Origin of the sequence: Actinacidiphila sp. DG2A-62 (genome assembly GCF_035825295.1) — a bacterium.
GTDB lineage: Bacteria > Actinomycetota > Actinomycetes > Streptomycetales > Streptomycetaceae > Actinacidiphila.
In genome coordinates this window covers 543,789-562,804 of the sequence record NZ_JAYMGI010000002.1, presented here as the reverse complement: position 1 = coordinate 562,804, position 19,016 = coordinate 543,789, and the positions used below count along the sequence as shown (strand labels likewise).

At 72.5% G+C, this 19,016-nt stretch carries 13 protein-coding genes and 3 pseudogenes; 12 read left to right on the top strand and 4 right to left on the bottom strand.

Annotation, left to right across the window (positions count from 1 at the left end):
* Positions 1 to 4: 4 nt before the first annotated feature.
* The 3 genes from VSR01_RS02910 to VSR01_RS02900 all read right to left on the bottom strand — a co-directional run bounded on the left by VSR01_RS02910 (position 5) and on the right by VSR01_RS02900 (position 3,738).
* Positions 5 to 811 carry a TetR/AcrR family transcriptional regulator gene (locus tag VSR01_RS02910; protein ID WP_326447717.1) on the bottom strand — a complete coding sequence of 269 codons (807 nt, stop codon included), beginning with the start codon at positions 809 to 811 and terminating at the stop codon, positions 5 to 7.
* Between the two features lie 175 nt (positions 812 to 986).
* A complete protein-coding gene (locus VSR01_RS02905; protein ID WP_326447716.1) occupies positions 987 to 1,322 on the bottom strand; it encodes a cupin domain-containing protein in 336 nt (111 codons plus the stop codon).
* A 22-nt stretch (positions 1,323 to 1,344) separates the two neighbouring features.
* Positions 1,345 to 3,738 carry a polysaccharide lyase 8 family protein gene (locus VSR01_RS02900; RefSeq protein WP_326447715.1) on the bottom strand — a complete coding sequence of 798 codons (2,394 nt, stop codon included), beginning with the start codon at positions 3,736 to 3,738 and terminating at the stop codon, positions 1,345 to 1,347.
* A 230-nt stretch (positions 3,739 to 3,968) separates the two neighbouring features.
* Here VSR01_RS02900 and VSR01_RS02895 point away from each other — a divergent pair, with 230 nt between their 5' ends.
* From VSR01_RS02895 to VSR01_RS02860, 8 genes and pseudogenes are all read left to right on the top strand, one after another.
* A complete protein-coding gene (locus VSR01_RS02895) occupies positions 3,969 to 5,051 on the top strand; it encodes a LacI family DNA-binding transcriptional regulator (RefSeq protein WP_326447714.1) in 1,083 nt (360 codons plus the stop codon).
* 404 nt (positions 5,052 to 5,455) lie between these two features.
* Positions 5,456 to 7,073: pseudogene (locus VSR01_RS02890) on the top strand (FAD-dependent oxidoreductase).
* A gap of 125 nt (positions 7,074 to 7,198) precedes the next feature.
* A pseudogene (locus tag VSR01_RS02885) lies at positions 7,199 to 8,041 on the top strand (ABC transporter substrate-binding protein); the annotation flags it as partial.
* Positions 8,042 to 8,150: 109 nt separating this feature from the next.
* Complete coding sequence (locus VSR01_RS02880; RefSeq protein WP_326454007.1) at positions 8,151 to 8,492, top strand: hypothetical protein; 342 nt, start codon at positions 8,151 to 8,153, stop codon at positions 8,490 to 8,492.
* Positions 8,493 to 8,497: 5 nt separating this feature from the next.
* Positions 8,498 to 9,469 carry a carbohydrate ABC transporter permease gene (locus VSR01_RS02875; RefSeq protein WP_326453466.1) on the top strand — a complete coding sequence of 324 codons (972 nt, stop codon included), beginning with the start codon at positions 8,498 to 8,500 and terminating at the stop codon, positions 9,467 to 9,469.
* 103 nt (positions 9,470 to 9,572) lie between these two features.
* Positions 9,573 to 10,367, top strand: a complete 795-nt coding sequence (locus tag VSR01_RS02870; RefSeq protein ID WP_326453465.1) for a carbohydrate ABC transporter permease — start codon at positions 9,573 to 9,575, stop codon at positions 10,365 to 10,367.
* 41 nt (positions 10,368 to 10,408) lie between these two features.
* Entirely contained in the window at positions 10,409 to 10,567 is a 159-nt protein-coding gene (locus VSR01_RS02865) for a hypothetical protein (RefSeq protein WP_326447713.1), read from the top strand.
* A 55-nt stretch (positions 10,568 to 10,622) separates the two neighbouring features.
* The gene (locus tag VSR01_RS02860) at positions 10,623 to 10,850 is read left to right on the top strand and encodes a hypothetical protein (RefSeq protein WP_326447712.1); all 228 of its coding nucleotides are present in this window, start codon (positions 10,623 to 10,625) and stop codon (positions 10,848 to 10,850) included.
* 15 nt (positions 10,851 to 10,865) lie between these two features.
* Here VSR01_RS02860 and VSR01_RS02855 read toward each other — a convergent pair whose 3' ends face one another.
* The gene (locus VSR01_RS02855; protein ID WP_326447711.1) at positions 10,866 to 12,101 is read right to left on the bottom strand and encodes an ROK family transcriptional regulator; all 1,236 of its coding nucleotides are present in this window, start codon (positions 12,099 to 12,101) and stop codon (positions 10,866 to 10,868) included.
* 291 nt (positions 12,102 to 12,392) lie between these two features.
* On the opposite strand from VSR01_RS02855, the gene VSR01_RS02850 reads away from it, so the two are divergent.
* The 4 genes and pseudogenes from VSR01_RS02850 (at position 12,393) to VSR01_RS02835 (ending at position 18,946) form a co-directional block, all read left to right on the top strand.
* Entirely contained in the window at positions 12,393 to 13,775 is a 1,383-nt protein-coding gene (locus VSR01_RS02850; RefSeq protein ID WP_326447710.1) for an extracellular solute-binding protein, read from the top strand.
* A gap of 135 nt (positions 13,776 to 13,910) precedes the next feature.
* On the top strand, positions 13,911 to 14,780 hold the full coding sequence (locus VSR01_RS02845; RefSeq protein ID WP_326453464.1) for a carbohydrate ABC transporter permease: 870 nt from the start codon (positions 13,911 to 13,913) through the stop codon (positions 14,778 to 14,780).
* Positions 14,780 to 15,688 (top strand): carbohydrate ABC transporter permease, encoded by a 909-nt coding sequence (locus VSR01_RS02840; RefSeq protein WP_326447709.1) that lies wholly within the window; start codon positions 14,780 to 14,782, stop codon positions 15,686 to 15,688. Before VSR01_RS02845 ends, VSR01_RS02840 begins: the two co-directional genes overlap by 1 nt.
* A gap of 76 nt (positions 15,689 to 15,764) precedes the next feature.
* A pseudogene (locus VSR01_RS02835) lies at positions 15,765 to 18,946 on the top strand (alpha-mannosidase).
* The last annotated feature ends 70 nt before the right edge of the window (positions 18,947 to 19,016 follow it).

The following is a 19,016-nucleotide window of genomic DNA, read 5'->3' as shown; positions in this document are numbered from 1 at the left end:
CGGCTCAGCCGGCCGTGCGCCCTTCCCCGGTCCCGCCGGCGGGGGAGGACGCGCGGCCGTGCCCCCCGGGCGCGGCCCGGCCCGCGGGCCGCGCCGGGCGGCCGGCCAGGCCGTCGACCATCAGGGCGAGGGCGAAGTCGAAGCGGTCGTGGCCGTCGCCCGCGGTGAGTTCGGCGGCGTGACGGGTGGTGTGCGGGAAGGCCCCGGCGGGCAGGGCGGCCAGCCGGCGGGTCATCTCGTCGCGGTCGAGCACCCAGACCGCGTCGTCGTCCTGCGCCCGCTGCCGGACGATCGAGGTTTCCAGGCAGTACGCGGCGACGTAGAGCACGAGGGCGTCGATGGCCCACGCGGCGGTCTGCGGGGCGACGCCGCCGGCCAGCAGGATCGCCAGCATCCCCTCGCTGACCCGCAGCGTCTCCAGGTCGGTGGGGGCCATGGCGAGCGCGGCCCGGGAGATGCCCGGGTAGCGCAGGTACTCGTCGCGCATCGCCGCGCAGACGTCGCGGATCTGGTCGCGCCAGGTCGCGGGGTCGGGCTCGGGCAGGACGAGGCCGGCGCACAGCCGCCCGATGAGCAGCTCGTCGAGGTCGGCCTTGTTGACCACATGGGCGTAGAGCGAGGCGGGCCCGGTGTCGAGCGCGGCGGCGACCCGGCGCATCGTCAGCGCGTCGAAGCCCTCGGCGGCGACGATGCCGAGGGCGGTGTCGACCACCTGCTCGACGGTGATCGGCGCGCGACGACGACGCGTCCCCGAGCCGGCCTCGCCCTCCTGGTTCCGGTGCCGCGCGGCACGCCGCTCTCTCGGATTCACCGCCCCATCCTAACGTCCCCCCGAACGCCGTTCGCGACCAGAGCGCCGTTCGCGAACCGGCGTCCGGGGCGTTGCTCGTCGTGGCGATCGACATGAGGGCCCGGGTATTGAGTCCGCTGCCGTCCGTCCTGGTGGACGTGCGCACTGATGTGAACTGACCTCGTGACGGGCGGTGTCACGCCCGGTAGCGGATCTCCAGCATCACGCAGCCGTTGTCCGTGCGGTAGGGGCCGTGGGGCATGGCCGGCGGGCGGGCCGCGAAGGAGCCGGCCCGGAAGGTCGTGTCGAGGGTGAGGTCGTGGTGGTCGCCTTCGAGCAGGTAGACCTCCTCGGCCCACTCGTGGCGGATCACGCCGGCGTCGGTGGCGAAGCCGGGGTCCCAGCGGACCAGGCGGGTCAGCACGTCGGGGTCGGCCGGGTCCCGGCTCAGGACCTTCTCCGCGGTGCCGGGCTGCGGGCCCGGCCGCCACGGCAGGGCGTCCGCCGGGAAGAACTCGTGCTCGTCCTTCATCGTGCGACCTCCTCGGTTCCGCTCACGCGGTGAATCGTGCCACGAAGGACCTGCCCGCCGCGCCGCCCACCTCGACCCGCAGCCGCAGGTTCGGCGAGGTGGCCAGGACGGTCACGCCCGGGTCGAGGGAGACCACTCCGGTCACCGGGCCGTCCACGGTGACCGTCACCGAGCCGGTGAGGCTCTGGGTCGGATCGCTCACCGCCACGCCGACCTGGCCGCCGGCCCGCCGGGTCACCACCGACGCGGTCCTGTCGACCTGGATGCCCGCCGCCTTGGGCGCGCCGGCCTGCCACACGTTGGCCATCGCCACCCCGGAGCCGGACCGCCGCACGGCCTGCACCTGCGGGGTGTTGGCGGCGACCGTGACGTCGTTGGACGCCGCGAAGGCGGCGGTCTGCTCCTCGGTCGCCGTCGGAAGCTGGATCCAGCGGTAGCCGCCTCCCGAGGGGCTCACGCCGTGGTCGACCCACAGGGTGACGAAGCGTCGGGTGTAGGAGGCCGTGTCGTCGTACACACCGCGGTGGTCCATGTCCGTCCACCTGCCGGTGCGGTCCTCGCGCACCATCGTCACGTGGCCGCCGGCCGGGAAGACGTAGCCGCCGATGGTGTCGATGGTGATCCACCGCGGCTGGAAGACCGTCGGGGTGCCGCTGGGCGTGGCGAGCACCACCGAGCCGTCGACGCGTACGTTGGTCCGTCCGTTCGGACCGATGTTGCGGTTCTCGATGACCGACTCGACGGTGTGGCCGTCGGTGCTGCTGATGCCCGCGCCCAGGCAGATGATCGCGTCCTCGACGCAGAACCACGACTTGCGGCCGGTGAGCGTCTGCACGGCGAACGACAGCCCCATGCCGGCGGCCACGTTCCCGTCCAGCAGCGCGCCGCCGGCCCAGGTGTTGGTGGAGCCGCGGTTGGCGCCCAGCGCGAGGGTCTTGGTGTCGAGGGTGACGCCGGGCACCCGGTACTTGTCCGCGGTCGGCCAGTAGGCGTTCGTCCAGTGGCCCGGCTGGGTGGGCAGGTAGAGGTAGGTGGCGCCCTCGCCGGTGTACCAGCCCTGCAGGTTCTCCTTGTTGGCGGACTCGTACGGCTTGATGCGGGTGGAGTCCATGGCGATGCCGAAGGCGAACCCCGGCCGCCGGTGCACCACTCGGGCCATCGAGGCGGCGACCACCGACGTGGCGGACTCCGCCGCCGCCGGGACGCCCGGGTCCTGGACCACCGCGCGGCCGAGCGCCACCGAGGACAGCCGCACCTGCTCCAGCGGCACCGGGTCGTAGGCGAAGAAGTCCAGGTTGGTGTCGGCGGTGATCCATCCCTTGGCCTGGGCGCGGACGGTGTGCGCCTGGTCCGCAGGGAAGACGCCGGCCAGTTGCAGCAGGGTGGCGGTGGTGAGCCGGCCGATGCGGTGGTCGGTCTCGTAGAAGCGGGACAGCGCCCGTCCGCGCACCATGTCCATGAACGCGCCGCGGTAGATCCACGGCCGGTAGTTGGCCTCGACCCAGGTGTACACGCGCTGCACCTGGTCCGCGGTCGCCGCCCACGGGGTGTCCTTGAGGGCGACCAGCAGATAGGTGAGGTACTGCAGCAGCGAGACCCCGTAGGAGCCGTTGTAGGCGTAGACCGCGTGCTGGACGAAGCCGCCGTCGGGGTAGAAGCCGTCGCCGGAGGTGCTGTACGGGAAGAGCTTCGCGATCGCGGCCATGGCGGCGTCGATCACGCTCGCGTCCTCGCTCAGCGCGCCGCGCACGGTCGCGATCGAGCAGGCCCAGTTGAGGTTGGCGCCGGTGGCGGGGCCGCCGCCGACCCGGGTGGGGTCGGGCGCGTACCGGGCGATGGCGGCCGTCGCGGTGGAGATCTCGGCCGACGTCAGGTGCGGGTGCAGCGCCAGGCAGGTGTCGTTGAGCGCCAGCGGTATGCCGATCTGGAAGTCCCACCAGTTGTCGTAGCTCGCGCCGACGCCGTACTTGTGCGACAGGAACCAGTCCAGCGCGGACCTCAGATCGGCCAGCAGCGTCGGGTTCCCGGCCAGCGGCGAGCCGGGCGAGGCGTAGGCCAGGGCGAGTTGGCGCAGCCGCCCGATCACGTCGCGCTGCACCGCCGAGACGGTGTCGCTGTCCAGGTCCGCCCACAGGTAGGTGCGCGAGGCGGAGGTGTTCATCGTCGACCACAGGCCCTGGGCGGTGTCGGCCATCGCCCGCACGTAGCCGGAGATCACCGGGTCCGAGGCGTCGTAGTCGCCGATCAGGGTGGCGAGCCACTGGCCGCGGATCTGTGCGAAGTGCGCGGCGGAGGCCGCCTCGGCGCGGGCCGGTGCGCCCAGGGCCGAGCCGAGGAGCCACGCGGGGGCCAGCGCGGCGCCGGCCAGCAGGGCGGAGCGGCGGGAGACGCCACGGGACGGGTGTGCGTCGGACATGGAAGCCCCTCAGGGTCGGGGAGGACGACGGGAGCCGCCGGGCGGCGCGCGGCCGCCCGGCCGGGCGGCGGCGCTCGCGGGCCGCCCGGCGGCGTCAGGGATCGTTGCTCTCCGTGCCGCCTCGCGTCAATAGCTAATACGTATTATCGTGGGGTCCGGTCACGCCCGGTCGACCGCCGGGCGACGCGGAGCCGGTCGCGGGAAAGGGCGGTGGCGCTACGATGCAGCACGTGACGGAACGCCGCAGACGGGTTACCCAGGCCGAGGTGGCTCGGCTCGCCGGAGTCTCGCAGGCGATGGTCTCGCTGGTGCTCAACGGCTCCGACGGGGTGCGCGTCGCCCCGCAGACCCGCAAGCGCGTCGAGGAGGCGCTGCGGCAGACCGGCTACACCGTGGACATCATGGGACGGCGGCTGCGCGGCAAGTCCAACCAGATCCTCGGGGTGTTCACCTACGAGTCGGTGTTCCCCTCCGGCTCGGCGGACTTCTACGGGCCCTTCCTCGGCGGCATCGAGGAGGAGTCCGAGGCGCAGGGCTTCGACCTGCTGCTGTTCACCAGCCCCGGCCGCCGGCAGGGCCGGCGCAAGGTCTACGAGCAGGGCTCCAACCGGCTCGGCATCGCCGACGGCTGCATCCTGCTCGGCCGCCACACCGACCGCGCCGAACTGGACCGGCTGGTCGACGAGCGGTTCCCGTTCGTCTTCATCGGCCGCCGCGAGTCCTCGGCGGGACCGGTGAGCTACGTCGGCGCGGACTACGCCGCGGCCACCGCCGCGCTCTACGACCGGATGTGGGCGCTCGGCCACCGCACGGTGGCGCTGGTCGGCTACCGCGAGGAGAGCGAGTCGACGGCCGACCGGCGCGCCGGCTACCTGGCCGCGGCGCGGCGGCACCGCAAGACGCCGCTGGCCCTCACCGACGACGACCCGTCCTCGGTCTTCGACCGGCTGCGCGCCGACGGCGTCACCGCGGCCCTGGTGGAGACCACCGAGATGGCCTCCGCGCTGCGCGCGCTGTACGTGCGGGCCGGGCTCGCCGTGCCCGCCGACCTGTCGATCGGCGTGCTGGGCGACACCGATCCCACGCAGACCTCGGCCTGGCCGCGGCACGCCGCCGCGGAGGCGGACGACTGGACCACCTTCCGCATCCCGCGGCGCGAGATGGGCGCCCGCGCGGTACGCATGCTGGTCGGCATGCTGCGCGGCGAGATGGAACCGGGCCGCGGCACGCAGGTCCTGCTCCCGTGCGACCTGGTCGACGGCGCGACGACGACCCCGCCCCCCGCCCGTGCCCGGGTCCGCGGCCGACGCTGAGCCGCGAGGCGCCCCGGCGCGGCCGCCGAACCCCGCCGCCCGCCCGCGCCCGCGCCCGACGCTGAGCCGCGAGGCGCCTCGGCGCAGGCGCCGAACCCCGCCGCCCGCCCGCGCCTCGGGGCTGAAACACCGCCGATTCGGGTGACGTCGAGCTCCCGCCACCCTCCCGCGCGGCGCTGAACCATGTCGTGTCGGGCCCGGCGACGTTCGCCGCGTCCCGCCACCCTCGCGCGCGGGCTGGACCCCGGCCCGCGCCGGGACCACCCGCGGTCGCCGCGCGCCGCCGCCTCGGCTCCTCGCGCGCCGCCGCCGCGGTCCCGCGGACCTCGTCCTGTCCTCGTCGTTGACTTCTCCCAGATCCTTCCCTAGCGTGCGCTAATACGAATTACCAAGGAAGGACGCACGTGAAGGACGTACGTACCGACGTGCTCGTCGTCGGCGCCGGACTCGGCGGGGTCGCCGCCGCGCTCGCCGCGACCGAGCAGGGCGCACACGTGGTGCTCACCGAGGGGCCGCGCTGGCTCGGCGGGCAGCTCACCGCCCAGGCCGTGCCGCCCGACGAGCACCCATGGGTGGAGATGCTCGGGGTCACCGCGTCCTACCGGTCGCTGCGCGACGGCATCCGCGGCTACTACCGGCGGCACTACCCGCTGACCTCCGCGGCACGCCGCGCCCGCCACCTGAACCCGGGCGCCGGCCTGGTCAGCCGGCTCTGCCACGAGCCGCGTGTCGCGGTGTCGGTGATCGAGGCGATGCTCGCCCCGGCGCGCAGCTCGGGCCGGCTCACCCTGCTGCAGCCCTACCGCGCCGGGTCCGCGGCCGTCGACGGCGACCGGGTCACCGCGGTCACCCTGGTCCCCGACGGCGACACGGACGAGGGCGAGATCACCGTGCACGCCCGGTACGTCATCGACGCGACCGAGACCGGGGACCTGCTGCCGCTGACCGGCGCCGAGTACGTCACCGGCGCCGAGTCCCGCGAGCAGACCGGCGAGCCCAGCGCCAAGGACGTCGCCGAGCCGCTGACCATGCAGGCGGTGTCCTGGTGCTTCGCCGTCGACCACGTGGACGGCGACCACACCATCGACCGGCCGGCCGGCTACGACCACTGGCGCTCGGTCCGGCCCGCGGTGTGGCCGGGACCGCTGCTGGCGTTCTCCTGGCCCGACCCGCGCACCCTGAAACCCTCGCGCGGCTGGCTCGCGCCCAACCCGGACGACGACCCGCTGTCCGTCGAGGCCGACCAGAGCAAGGACGCCGGCACCGACGACCTGTGGCGCTTCCGACGCATCGCCGCGCGGGGCCTGTTCGAACCCGGCGCGTACGCCAGCGACATCACGCTGGTGAACTGGCCGATGATCGACTACATGGACGGCCCGCTCTTCGAGGTCTCCGCCGACGAGGCGGCCAAGCACCGGGCCAGGCGCCCGCGAACTGGCGCTCTCGGCGCTGTACTGGATGCAGACCGAGGCGCCGCGGCCCGACGGCGGCACCGGCTTCCCGTCGCTGCGGCTGCGCGGCGACCTGCTCGGCACCGACGACGGACTGGCGCAGGACGTCTACGTCCGCGAGTCGCGCCGCATCCGCGCCGTCACCACGGTCCGCGAGGACGACGTCTCGCTGGCGATCCGCGGCGAGCACGGCGCGACCCGCTACGCCGACTCGGTCGGCATCGGCATGTACCGCATCGACCTGCACCCCTCGACCGGCGGCGACACCTACCTGGACGTGGCCTCCGCGCCGTTCCAGATCCCGCTGGGCGCGCTGCTGCCGCAGCGGCTGACCAACCTGCTCCCGGCCGCCAAGAACATCGGCACCACCCACATCACCAACGGCGCGTACCGGCTGCACCCGGTGGAGTGGAACATCGGCGAGGCCGCCGGCGCGCTGGCCGCCCACTGCGTCGCCACCGGCCGCACCCCGCACGGCGTGCACGCCACCGAGGGCCACCTCGACGACTACCGGTCCCTGCTGTCCCGGCGCGGCGTCCCGCTCGCCTGGCCCGAGATCCGCGGCTACTAGCCGGACCCGGCCCGGACCGGACCTGCCCGCACCCGCACCCGCACCTGTGGCCGTCCGGCCCGCGCCCGTCCGGTCCGCGGCTGTCACCACCGACAGATCCGAATCCCTTGGAGTTTGGAGTAACGATGCGCACGAGACGCGTCCGCCTCACCTCCGTCGCCCTGTCCGCCCTCTGCCTGGCCACGGCCGCCCTGACCGGCTGCTCCAGCGGATCGGACGGGGGCAGCGACGACAACGTCTCGCTCCGGATGACCGTGTGGAGCAACGACTCGTCGCAGACGGCGCTGTTCGACAGCATCGCGGCGAGCTACCGCAAGAGCCACCCGGACATCAGGTCGATCCGGTTCGACTACATCCCGATCGACAACTACACCACCGCGCTGACCACCCAGATCGCCGGCAGCAACCCGCCGGACCTGGCCTGGGTGCTGGAACGCGACGCGCCCGACTTCGTCTCCTCCGGCGCGCTCACCGACCTCACCCCGACGCTGCGGAAGACCGCCGGCTACCAGTACGGCGACCTCACCCCCGCGGCCACCCGGTTGTGGAAGCAGGACGGCAGGCTGTACGCGTACCCCTTCTCCACCTCGCCGTTCGGCATGTTCTACAACAAGGACCTGCTCGCCAAAGCCGGCGTGACGAAGACACCGGACCAGTTGGTCGCCGACCACCAGTGGACCTGGCAGAACGCCGAGAAGATCGCCGCCCGGGTCGCCGCGCACACCGACAAACAGGGCCTGGTCATCCGCGACTGGGACTACAAGACCTGGATCGAGCTGGCCGGCGTGTGGCGCGCGTGGGGCGCCGACGCCTGGTCGGCCGACGGCAGGACCTGCGGGTTCGACTCGCCGCAGATGCGGCAGGCCATGACGTTCCTGCACGACGCGATCTTCGAGGACAAGGCGCTCCCGGGACCCGGCGAGACCGCCGACTTCTTCGCCGGCGAGTCCGGGATGACCGTCACCCAGATCAGCCGCGCCACCCTGCTGGCGAACCACCCCTTCTCCTGGGGCATCGTGCCGCTGCCCGCCAGCCGCCGGCGCCTCGCAGGTCATCGGCCAGGCCGGCATCGGCGTGATGACCAAGGGCTCGCACAAGCAGCAGGCCGCGGACTTCCTGGCGTACTTCACCGACGCCGCCAACTCCGCGCGGCTCTCCCGCTACTTCCCGCCGGCCCGCGAGAGCCAGCTGACCACCGCCACCCTCGCCAAGGCCAACCCGCTGTTCACCGCCTCGCAGTTGCAGAACGTGGTCGTCGACGGCATCAAGACCGGCAAGGTGCTGCCCGCCCACAAGGACAGCGCCAAACTCGCCAACCTGGTGCAGAACGCCCTCGACCCGCTGTGGAAGTCCGGCGCGGACGTCGACTCGGTGCTGGCCGGCGTGTGCAAGGCGATCAACCCCTCGCTGTCCGGGTGACCGCCATGCGCACGGACCTCTCGACGCGGCCGACCCGGCGCACGGCGCGCGGACGCGCCCGCGCCGCCCGGCCGCCGGCCGCCGCGCCGGGACGGTTCTGGACCCTGCGCCGGCGGGACCACCTCAGCGGCTGGCTGTTCGTCCTGCCGCAGACCCTCGGCTTCCTCGCCTTCGTCCTCTACCCGCTGGCCGCCGTCGTCTACTACAGCTTCCACACCTCCAACGTGCTGTCCGGGGTCACCAGGTTCTCCGGCACCAAGAACTACGCGCAGCTGCTGCACGACCCGGCCACCCCGCACGTCGCCCGCGCCACCGTGCTGTTCTGCGTCGGCCTGGTCGTGATCAACATCGCGCTGGCGATGCTGCTGGCGGTGCTGCTCAACCAGAAGCTGCGCGGCACCACCGTGTTCCGCACGCTGTTCTTCTCGCCCGTCGTGGTGTCCCTGGTGGCCTGGACGATCACCTGGAACTTCCTGCTGCAGAACAACGGCGGCATCAACGCGCTGCTGCACACGGTCGGCGTCGACGGCCCCAACTGGCTGCGCGGCGACGACTCCGCGCTGGTGTCGGTCGTGATCGTCCAGGTGTTCAAGAACGTCGGCCTCAACATGGTGCTGTTCCTCGCGGCGCTCCAGGGCGTGCCGCGCTCGCTGCTGGAGGCCGCCGAGATCGACGGCGCCGGGCCGTGGCGGCGCTTCCGCTCGGTCGTGCTGCCGATGATCAGCCCCACCACGCTGCTCACCGCGATCGTCACCGTCAGCGGCTCGCTCCAGGTGTTCGCCCAGATCCAGATCCTCACCGAGGGCGGCCCGGGCAACCACACCAACGTCCTCGTCTACTTCTTCTACCAGCAGGCCTTCGACAACCACGACTTCGGCTACGGCAGCGCCGTGGCCGTGGTGCTGTTCGTGATCATCCTGGTGCTCACCCTCATCCAGTGGCACCTGCGCAAGAGGTGGGTCTTCTATGAGTCGTGAGCAGGCCGCCCCGCGGCCGGTCCCGGCGCCGCGCCGGACCGCCGTGACGGGGGCGCCGGGGCCGCGTCCCGGCCGTTGGCGGAAACCGCTGCTGTACGCGACGATGGCCGTGCTCGCGGTGCCGTTCGTCTTCCCGACCTGGTGGATGATCACCTCCTCGCTGCTGCCCGAGAACGAGGTGCTCGGCTATCCGCCCAAGCTGCTGCCGCTGCACCCGCAGTGGTCCAACTACTCGACCGCGTTCGCCGACTACCCGCTGGGCCGCCAGTACCTCAACAGCCTCTACATCGCGCTGCTGGTCACCGCCGGCACGATGCTCTTCTCGTCGCTGTCCGGGTACGCCTTCGCGCGCATACCGTTCCCCGGCGACAAGGTGCTGTTCCCGCTGATCCTCAGCGGACTGCTGATCCCGACCGAGGTCACGATCATCCCGCTGTTCAAGATGGTCGACCGGCTCGGGCTGACCAACACCCACTGGCCGCTGATCGTCATCCCGATCCTCGGCGCGCCCAGCGTGCTGGGCACCTTCGTGATGCGGCAGTTCTTCCTCGCGGTCCCCGACGAGCTGGAGGACGCCGGCCGCATCGACGGGCTCGGCCGGCTCGGCCTGTACGCCCGGGTGGCGCTGCCGCTGGCCCGCCCCGCGCTCGCCTCGGTCGCCATCTTCACCTTCCTGAACAGCTGGAACATGTACCTCGAACCGCTCGTCTACGAGACGGACAAGAGCAACTACACGCTGCCGGTGGCACTCACCCAGTACACCGACGCGTACGGTTCCCACCTGTGGAACATCCAGCTCGCGGCCTCGGTGACGACCGTCGTCCCGGTGCTGCTGGTGTTCATCGCCGCCCAGCGGCACTTCGTCGAAGGTCTCGCCCAGACCGGTCTGAAAGGCTGAACCGACTGCCATGCCCGCTGGTCGACCCGGACCGGGTCGCGGTGTACGCCGCGTACAACGCGTGGGCCGGTCCCGAGGAGATCCGCGAGTACCGGTTCAACGGCCACGAGGGCGGAGCGGGGTTCCACACCGCCGCGCAGCTCCCCCGGCCGGCCCGGCACGTCGACCCCGGCGGGGATTTTCCCCTCGATCCGCATTGAACCTCGCATAACGGACACCCGGAGGTCGTACGCCCGAGACAGGAGAGGAGCGATCATGATTCTGGAGACGCTGTACGACAAGGGGCTGCGGCCACGGCACTGCTACGACGCCGGGCTGGTGTCCATCGGGCTGTCGTTCGCCTCCTGGTGCGCGTCCGTGAAGGCCGAGCCGCAGGGCGTGGACCGCGCCGACCGGTGGGGGATCTTCGTGGGGGAGTGGGCGCCCACCTTCTTCGGGCTCGGGCTGGCCCTGGCCTCCCACGAGAAGCACCACGCCACCTGACCGCCCCGCCGGCGCCTACGCCTGGGTGAGCATCCGCCAGCCCGGCGCGTAGGTGCCGTGCAGGATCAGGGACGCCGCTCCCACCGCTCCCACCGCCTCGCCGATCACGCTGCGCTCGACGGCCACCCGGCGGATGGAGCGGGCCACCGAGGTGGTGTTGACCGCCGCGTCGACCTCCTCGCACATGATCGACTCGATGCCGTGCAGCGCCTCGCCGCCGAGCACGACCCGGTCGACGTCGAGGAGGGCGGCCGCGCCGCGGGCGGCCCGGCCGATGCGGGCGGCGGCCGAGCGGATGACGTCCTCCGCCGCCGGGTCGCCGCGCCGGGCCGCCCGGCACAGCGCCTTCCAGTCGGCGTGCGCCGACTCCTGCGTCCCGGCCAGGCCCAGGCGGCGCGCGGTCGCGGCGCCGTGCCGCTCCAGCAGGTCGGCCATCACCCCCGACGGGCTCACGTACGGGCCGACGCAGTCGGTGCTGCCGCACTGGCAGGTCCGGCCGCCCGGCTGCACCGCCATGTGCCCGAACTCGCCCGCGTTGCCCGAATCACCGTGCAGCACCGTGTTGTTGAGCACGATGCCGGCGCCGATCCCGGTGCCGAAGTACAGGAAGAGGAAGCTCCCGGCCCGGGCCCGCCCGCCGATCCAGCGCTCGCCGATCGCCGCCGCCGTCGCGTCGTTGTCCATCGCCACCGGCATCCCGGTGGCCGCCGCGAACATCTCCCGCAGCGGCACCCGCCCCCACCCGGAGAAGTTCGGCGGGGACACCACGTCGCCGGCCGTCGCGTCGATCGGCCCCGGCGTGGCGATGCCGGTGCCCAGCAGCCGGGCCGGGTCCACCGCCGTGCGCGCGGTCAGCCGCTGCGCCGCCGCCGCGACCCGCTTCACCACCTCCGCGGGGTCGGCCGGATCGGCGAGCTTGACCCGCCGCGAGGCCAGCACCTCGCCGGCCAGGTCCACCACCACGATCACCGCCGCGTCCGGATCGAGCTGCACCCCCACCGCGAAGGCGCCGTCCGCCCGCGGCGACAGCAGCGTACGACGCTTGCCGCCGCTGGACGGCGCGTGCCCGGACTCGCTGATCAGGCCGGCCGCCAGCAGCCGGCGCACCACGTTGGAGACGGTCTGGCTGGTCAGGCCGGTCAGCGGCGCCAGCTCGACCCGGCTGACCGGGCCCGCCGTGCGGATCGCGTCCAGCACCACCGCCTGGTTGTAGCCCCCCACCCGGGGCAGGTTGGTTCCACCCTGCGTCACCGTGCCACGTTCCTCTCTGCGCGCGCCGCCGCGTTCCCCGGTGTGCCCGCCCTCGTGCGCCCAGCACCGGCCGCGCGCGCCGGCGCGGCGCGTGGCCCCGCATCCCCGAAGCCGAGAGTTTACATGTCAGAAGCGTTGACTTACTCAATCCATTGGATTTAGCTTCGCCGACATGCCGGAGCACGTCCGCCCTGGCAGCCGTGGGGTTTCCCGTCCGGGCGATCCCGCGCACACCCGCGTCCCGTAGCGGTTCCGCAGCGTTCCCGTACCCGTACCGTCCGGAGGTTGAGCGTGCGCACGAGACTCACCGTCACCGTCGGCATCGCCGTCATCACCAGTGTGCTGGCCGCGGCCGCGTCCGGCTGCGGCTCCGGTTCCGGCAGCGGGGGCAAGACGATCAAGGTCGTCTTCCAGAAGCAGCTGAACAGCAGCAACACGGTGCAACCGGACTACCTGGCCGGCCAGGTCAAGGCGTTCGAGAAGGCGAACCCCGGCACCACGGTCAAACTCGTGCCCGTCACCGCGAGCGAGAACGACTACTACACCAAGATCCAGCTGATGATGCGCTCCCCGGTCACCGCGCCCGACCTGGTCTACGAGGACACCGCCACCATCAACTCCGACGTCGCCAGCGGCTATCTCAAGCCGCTGGACAGCTACCTCGCCACCTGGAAGGACTGGGGCCAGTACGCCGCGGCGTCCAAGGCCGCGATGAAGTACGCCAAGGACGGCAAGACTTACGGCGTCCCGGACAACACCGACACCCGCGGCATCTGGTACAACAAGACCCTCTTCCAGCGGGCCGGCATAGCCGTGCCCTGGCAGCCCAAGACGTGGGACGACGTGCTCGGCGCCGCCCGCACCATCAAGGCCAAGGTCCCCGGCGTCACCCCGCTCAACGTCTACACCGGCACCGCCGGCGGCGAGCAGTCCTCCATGCAGGGCTTCGAGATGCTGCTGTACGGCACGCCGGCCGGCGGCAGCGCGCTCTACGACGCGAGCAAGCAGAAGTGGGTGGTCGGCAGCACCGGCTTCAAGGACGCGCTGAACTTCGTGCACACCGTCTACAGCGAGAACCTCGGCCCCAAGGTGCAGCAGGCGCTCGACGTCAACATCGGCGCGTCCGTCGGCACCGAGATGATCCCGCAGGGCAAGCTCGCCATCGACATCGACGGCTCCTGGATGCCCAACAACTGGATCCGCACCGGCCCCAAGCCCTGGCCGCAGTGGCAGACCACGATGGGCCAGGCCGCGATGCCCACCCAGCACGGGCAGGGCAAGGGCAGGATCAGCATGTCCGGCGGCTGGGCCTGGTCGATCCCGGCGAAGGCCAAGAACACCGACCTGGCCTGGAAGTTCCTCCAGTCGCTGGAGACCGAGCGGGCCTCCGCGCAGTGGAACAACGTCAACGCGACCATCCCGGTCCGCCAGGACGTCGCCGCCGACCCCGCGTACCTCAAGGCACTGCCCACCAACCAGTTCTTCAGCGGGCTGGTCGCCGACACCTACTACCGGCCCGGCGTGCCCACGTACACCCAGGTCTCCACCGCCATCCAGAAGGCCATGGAGTCCGTCACCACCGGCCAGGCGTCCGTGGACAAGGCGGCGAGCACCTACGACGGCGACGTGAAGTCCGCGGTCGGCGCCGACCAGACCGTCCAGGGCGCGCAGTGACCACGCCCGCAGCCACCGCCGCCGGCCGCGGGGGCCGGCGGCGGGCCCGTGGGCGCGGGAGGCGCCGGGAAGGGCGGCAAGGCAGGCGCCGGGAAGGGCGGCAGGGCAGGCGGCGGGAAGGGCGGGCGGGCGCCGCTGCCGTCCGCGGCCGCCGGCGCGCTGCGCGGGCTGCCGCTGCTGCCGTCGCTGGTACTGCTCGCGGTCTTCCTCGCCGGACCCATCGGCACATGCGTCTACTACGCCTTCACCGACATGCAGCTCACCGGCGCCTCCGGCACCCACTTCACCGGGCTGCACAACTTCAGCCGGGCCTTCGGCGACTCGGACTTCACCAACGCCGTCGAGCTGACCCTGCTGTTCGTGGTCGGCTCCGCGGTGATCGGTCAGAACACCCTCGGCCTGGCGCTGGCCGTGCTGATGGAGAAGGCGTCCAAGCCGATCCGCTCGCTCACCAGCGCCGTGGTGATCGCCGCGTGGGTGCTGCCGGAAGTCGTCGCCGGCTACCTGATGTACGCCTTCTTCTTCCAGCAGGGCTCGCTCAACTCGATCCTGCACTTCCTGCACCTGCCGCGGCAGAACTGGCTCTACACGCTGCCGATCCTGGCGGTGTGCCTCGCCAACATGTGGCGCGGCACGGCCTTCTCGATGCTGGTGTACTCCGCGGCCCTCGGCGACGTGCCGCGCGAGCTGGTCGAGGCCGCCGAGGTGGACGGCGCCGGCCCCTGGCAGCGGCTGTGGCGGGTCACGCTGCCGGTGATCCGCCGCTCCATCCTGACCAACCTGATGCTGATCACGCTGCAGACCCTGTCGGTCTTCGGCCTGATCTACACCATGACCCGCGGCGGCCCCGGCAACAAGACCGAGACGCTGCCGATCTTCATGTACCAGCAGGCCTTCCAGAACAGCCTGATCGGCTACGGCACGGCCATCGCGCTGGTGTTGCTGGTGGTCGGCGCGCTGTTCTCGGTGGTCTACATCAGGCTGCTGAAGGTGGAGGAGGACTGATGGCCGTCACCGACAGCCCCCGACCCAGCGCCCGGCCCGCGCCGCGGCGCCCGGCCGCGGTCCGCACCGGCTCCGGGCGCTCCCGGCGGGGCCGGGTCAGGACCGCCCGGCTGGCCGTGGACGCCGTCCTGCTGCTGTTCTCGGTGCTCTACCTGGTGCCGCTGCTGTGGATGCTGCTCGCCTCGTTCAACGAGCACGCCTCCTTCCGGCTGTCCGTGCCGTCGCCGAGCACCGCCAACTTCGACCACGTGCTCACCTGGAACACCACCTTCCGGCCGATGCTCAACGGACTGCTGCTGTGCGGCGGCGGCACCCTGGTCTGCGTGGTGTGCTCGATCCTCGCCGCCTACCCGCTGTCGCGGTACCGCTCCCGGCTGCGGCGGCCCTTCCTCTACACCATCCTGTTCACCACCGGACTGCCGATCACCGCCGTGATGATCCCGGTGTACAGCATGTTCGTGCAGGTCGACCTGATCGACTCGATGCCGGCGGCGACGCTCTTCCTGGCCGCGTCCGCGCTGCCGTTCGGGATCTGGCTGATGAAGAACTTCATGGACGGGGTGCCGGTGGTGCTGGAGGAGGCGGCGCGGATCGACGGCGCCAACTCCCTGCAGGTGCTCTGGCGGATCGTGCTGCCGCTGATGTGGCCCGGCGTGATCGTCGTGACCATCTTCACCTTCATCAGCATGTGGGGGAACTTCTTCGTCCCCTTCATCCTCCTGCTGTCGCCGGAGAAACTGCCCGCGTCGGTGAGCGTGTTCAATTTCCTCAGCGCCCACGACTACACGCAGTACGGGCAGTTGTCCGCGTTCTCGATCCTCTACTCGGTCCCCGTCGTGATGCTCTACCTGGTGCTCGCGCGCCGGCTGGGCGGCGGCTTCGCGCTCGGCGGCGCGCTGAAGGGCTGACCGTACCCGCCGGACCCGTGACCCCCTGACCTGCCCGGCGACCCGGGCCACCGAACGAGAGGGAGGACCTCCTTCCATGCACAGCGATCGCGCCAGCACCGAGGAGCGGCTCAGCCGCGTGCTGAACCAGCGCCTGCGCCCCGCCGTCCACGCCCGCGCGGTGCCGCTGGCCGTCGAGGCCTGGCACGTGGCCGGCGAACCGGTGCCGGTCAGCGCGGGACTGGCCGCCGACTACGCCCCGGCGCGGGTCGGCGACCGGTGGGGCCGGCCTGGTCCACCAGTTGGTTCAGGCTCACCGGCCGGGTGCCGCGGGAGTGGGCGGGACTGCCGGTGGAAGCGGTCGTCGACCTCGGCTTCGGCACCACCGACCCCGGCTTCTCCGCGGAGGGCCTGGCCTACCGGCCCGACGGCAGCGCGGTGAAGGCGCTCAACCCGCGCAACACCCACCTGCCGGTCGCGGACCCCGCGCAGGGCGGCGAGGAGGTCGTCTTCTACGTCGAGGCCGCGGCCAACCCGGTGGTGATGCACAGCGGTCCTGAGCAGCTCACCTTCGGCGTCACCTCCGCGGGCGACCGCGCCGACTGGCTGGAGGGCGACGGCGCGGGCGAGCGCGGCGGGGGCGCGGGCCGCGCGGCCGGCGAGCCGCTCTACCAGCTGCGCCGGCTGGACCTCGCGGTCTTCGACGCCGGCGTCTTCGAGCTGGTCCACGACCTGGAGGTGCTCGGCGAGCTGATGCAGCAGCTGCCCGAGCAGTCCACCCGGCGCTGGCAGATCCTGCGCGCCGTCGAGGACGCGCTGGACGCGATCGACCTCCAGGACATCGGCGGCACCGCGGCCGACGCCCGCGCGCTGCTCGCCCCGGCGCTGGCCGCGCCCGCCGCGGCCGGCGCCCACCGGATCTCGGCGGTGGGCCACGCGCACATCGACTCCGCCTGGCTGTGGCCGCTGCGCGAGACCGTGCGGAAAGTCGCCAGGACCGTCTCCAACGTCACCGAACTCATGGACGGCCACCCGGAGTTCCGCTTCGTGATGAGCCAGGCGCAGCAGCTGGCCTGGCTGAAGGAGCACCGGCCCGAGGTGTTCGCGCGGGCCCAGGAGAAGGCGAAGACCGGGCAGTTCCTGCCCACCGGCAGCCTGTGGGTGGAGCCGGACACCAACATCACCGGGGGCGAGTCGCTGGTCCGGCAGTTCGTCCACGGCAAGCGGTTCTACCTGGAGGAGTTCGGCGTCGAGACCGAGGACATGTGGCTGCCGGACACCTTCGGCTACAACGCGGCGCTGCCGCAGCTGATGAAGCTGGCCGGGGTGCGCTGGTTCCTCACCCAGAAGATCTCCTGGAACACCACCAACTCCTTCCCGCACCACACCTTCTTCTGGGAGGGCATCGACGGCACCCGGATCTTCAGCCACTTCCCGCCCGTCGACACGTACAACAGCGGGCTGACCGGCGCCGAGGTCGCGCACAGCGAACGCAACTTCCGGGACAAGGCGCACACCCACCGCTCGCTGGTGCCGTTCGGCTACGGGGACGGCGGCGGCGGTCCCACCCGGGAGATGCTGGCCCGCGCCGAGCGGCTGGCGGACCTGGAGGGCTCGCCGCGGGTGGGCATCGAGGGGCCGGCCGAGTTCTTCCCCAAGGCGCTGGCGGACTACCCGCAGGCGCCGGTGTGGGTGGGCGAGCTGTACCTGGAGTTCCACCGCGGCACCCTGACCAGCCAGCTCGCCACCAAGCAGGGCAACCGGCGCAGCGAACACCTCCTGGTCGAGGCCGAGCTGTGGTCCGCGACGGCCGCGCTGCGGACCGGCCTGGACTACCCGTACGAGGCGCTGGACCGGCTGTGGAAGACCGTGCTGCTGCACCAGTTCCACGACATCCTGCCCGGCACCTCGATCGCCTGGGTGCACCGGGAGGCCGAGCAGACCTACGCCCGGGTGCGGCGCGAGCTGGCGGAGCTGGTGGACACGGCGCAGCGCGCGCTGGCCGCCGCCCCGGACGCGGCCGGCTCCGGGGGACAGGTCGTCTTCAACTCCGCCCCGCACGCCCGCGACGGCGTGCCCGCGATGGGCGCGGCCCCCCGTACCCGGCCGGTGGCGGCGGTCCGCCCGGTCCCGCACGGCGACGGCTTCCTGCTCGACAACGGTCTGGTCCGCGTCACCGTCGACGGCCGCGGCCTGATCACCTCGGCGTACGACATCGCCGCCGGGCGCGACGCGCTGCCGCCGGGGGCCGCCGCCAACCTGCTCCAGCTCCACCAGGACTTCCCCAACCGGTGGGACGCCTGGGACATCGACGCGTTCTACCGCAACAAGGTGCGCGACCTGACCGAGGCCGACGCCGTCGAGGCCGTCGAGGCCGTCGAGGCCGCGGAGGCCGCGGAGGCGGTGGACGCGCCGGACGCGAGCGCGGGCGGGACCGGGGGCGCCGACGCCGGCGTGAGGGTCGTCCGCAGCTTCGGCGCCTCCCGGGTGGAGCAGACGCTCACCCTGCGCGAGGGCAGCCGGCGGCTCGACGTGCACACCGTCGTCGACTGGCACGAGCGGGAGAAGCTCCTCAAGGCCGCCTTCCCGCTGGACGTACGGGCCGCGCACTCCACCGCGCAGATCCCGTTCGGCCACGTCGAGCGGCCCACGCACGCCAACACCAGTTGGGACGCGGCCAAGTTCGAGGTGTGCGCGCACCGCTTCCTGCACGTCGGCGAGCCGGACTGGGGCGCCGCCCTGGTCAACGACTCCACCTACGGCCACGACATCACCCGTGACGTGCGCCCCGACGGCGGCACCACCACCATGGTCCGGCTGTCGCTGCTGCGCTCCGCCCGCTTCCCGGACCCCCAGCAGGACCAGGGCCGGCACGAGCTGCGGTACGCGCTGGTGATCGGCGCGCAGGTGTCCGACGCCCTGCGCGAGGGCTACCGGCTCAACCTGCCGGAGCGCGCGGTGCCGGGCGGCGCGGAGGTCGCGCCGCTGGTGGCGGTGGACCACGAGGGCGTGGTCGTCACCGCGGTCAAGCTCGCCGACGACCGCTCGGGCGACGTGGTGGTCCGCCTGCACGAGGCGCACGGCAGGCGCGCCCGCGCCACGCTGACCCCGTCCTTCGATCTGGCCGCGGTGACCGCCACCGACCTGCTGGAACGCCCCCTCGCGGGCACCGGGGAGGCGGTGGACGACGGCGGCTGCACGGTCGCCGGCGGCGCCGTCCCGCTGACCCTGCGCCCGTTCCAGATCCTGACCCTGCGGCTGACCCCGTCCCGCGCCTGACGCCCGCGGCCGGCCCGGCCACCCGTACCGGACCCGCATCCCACGCCCCGGCACACACCTCCGGCCCGCC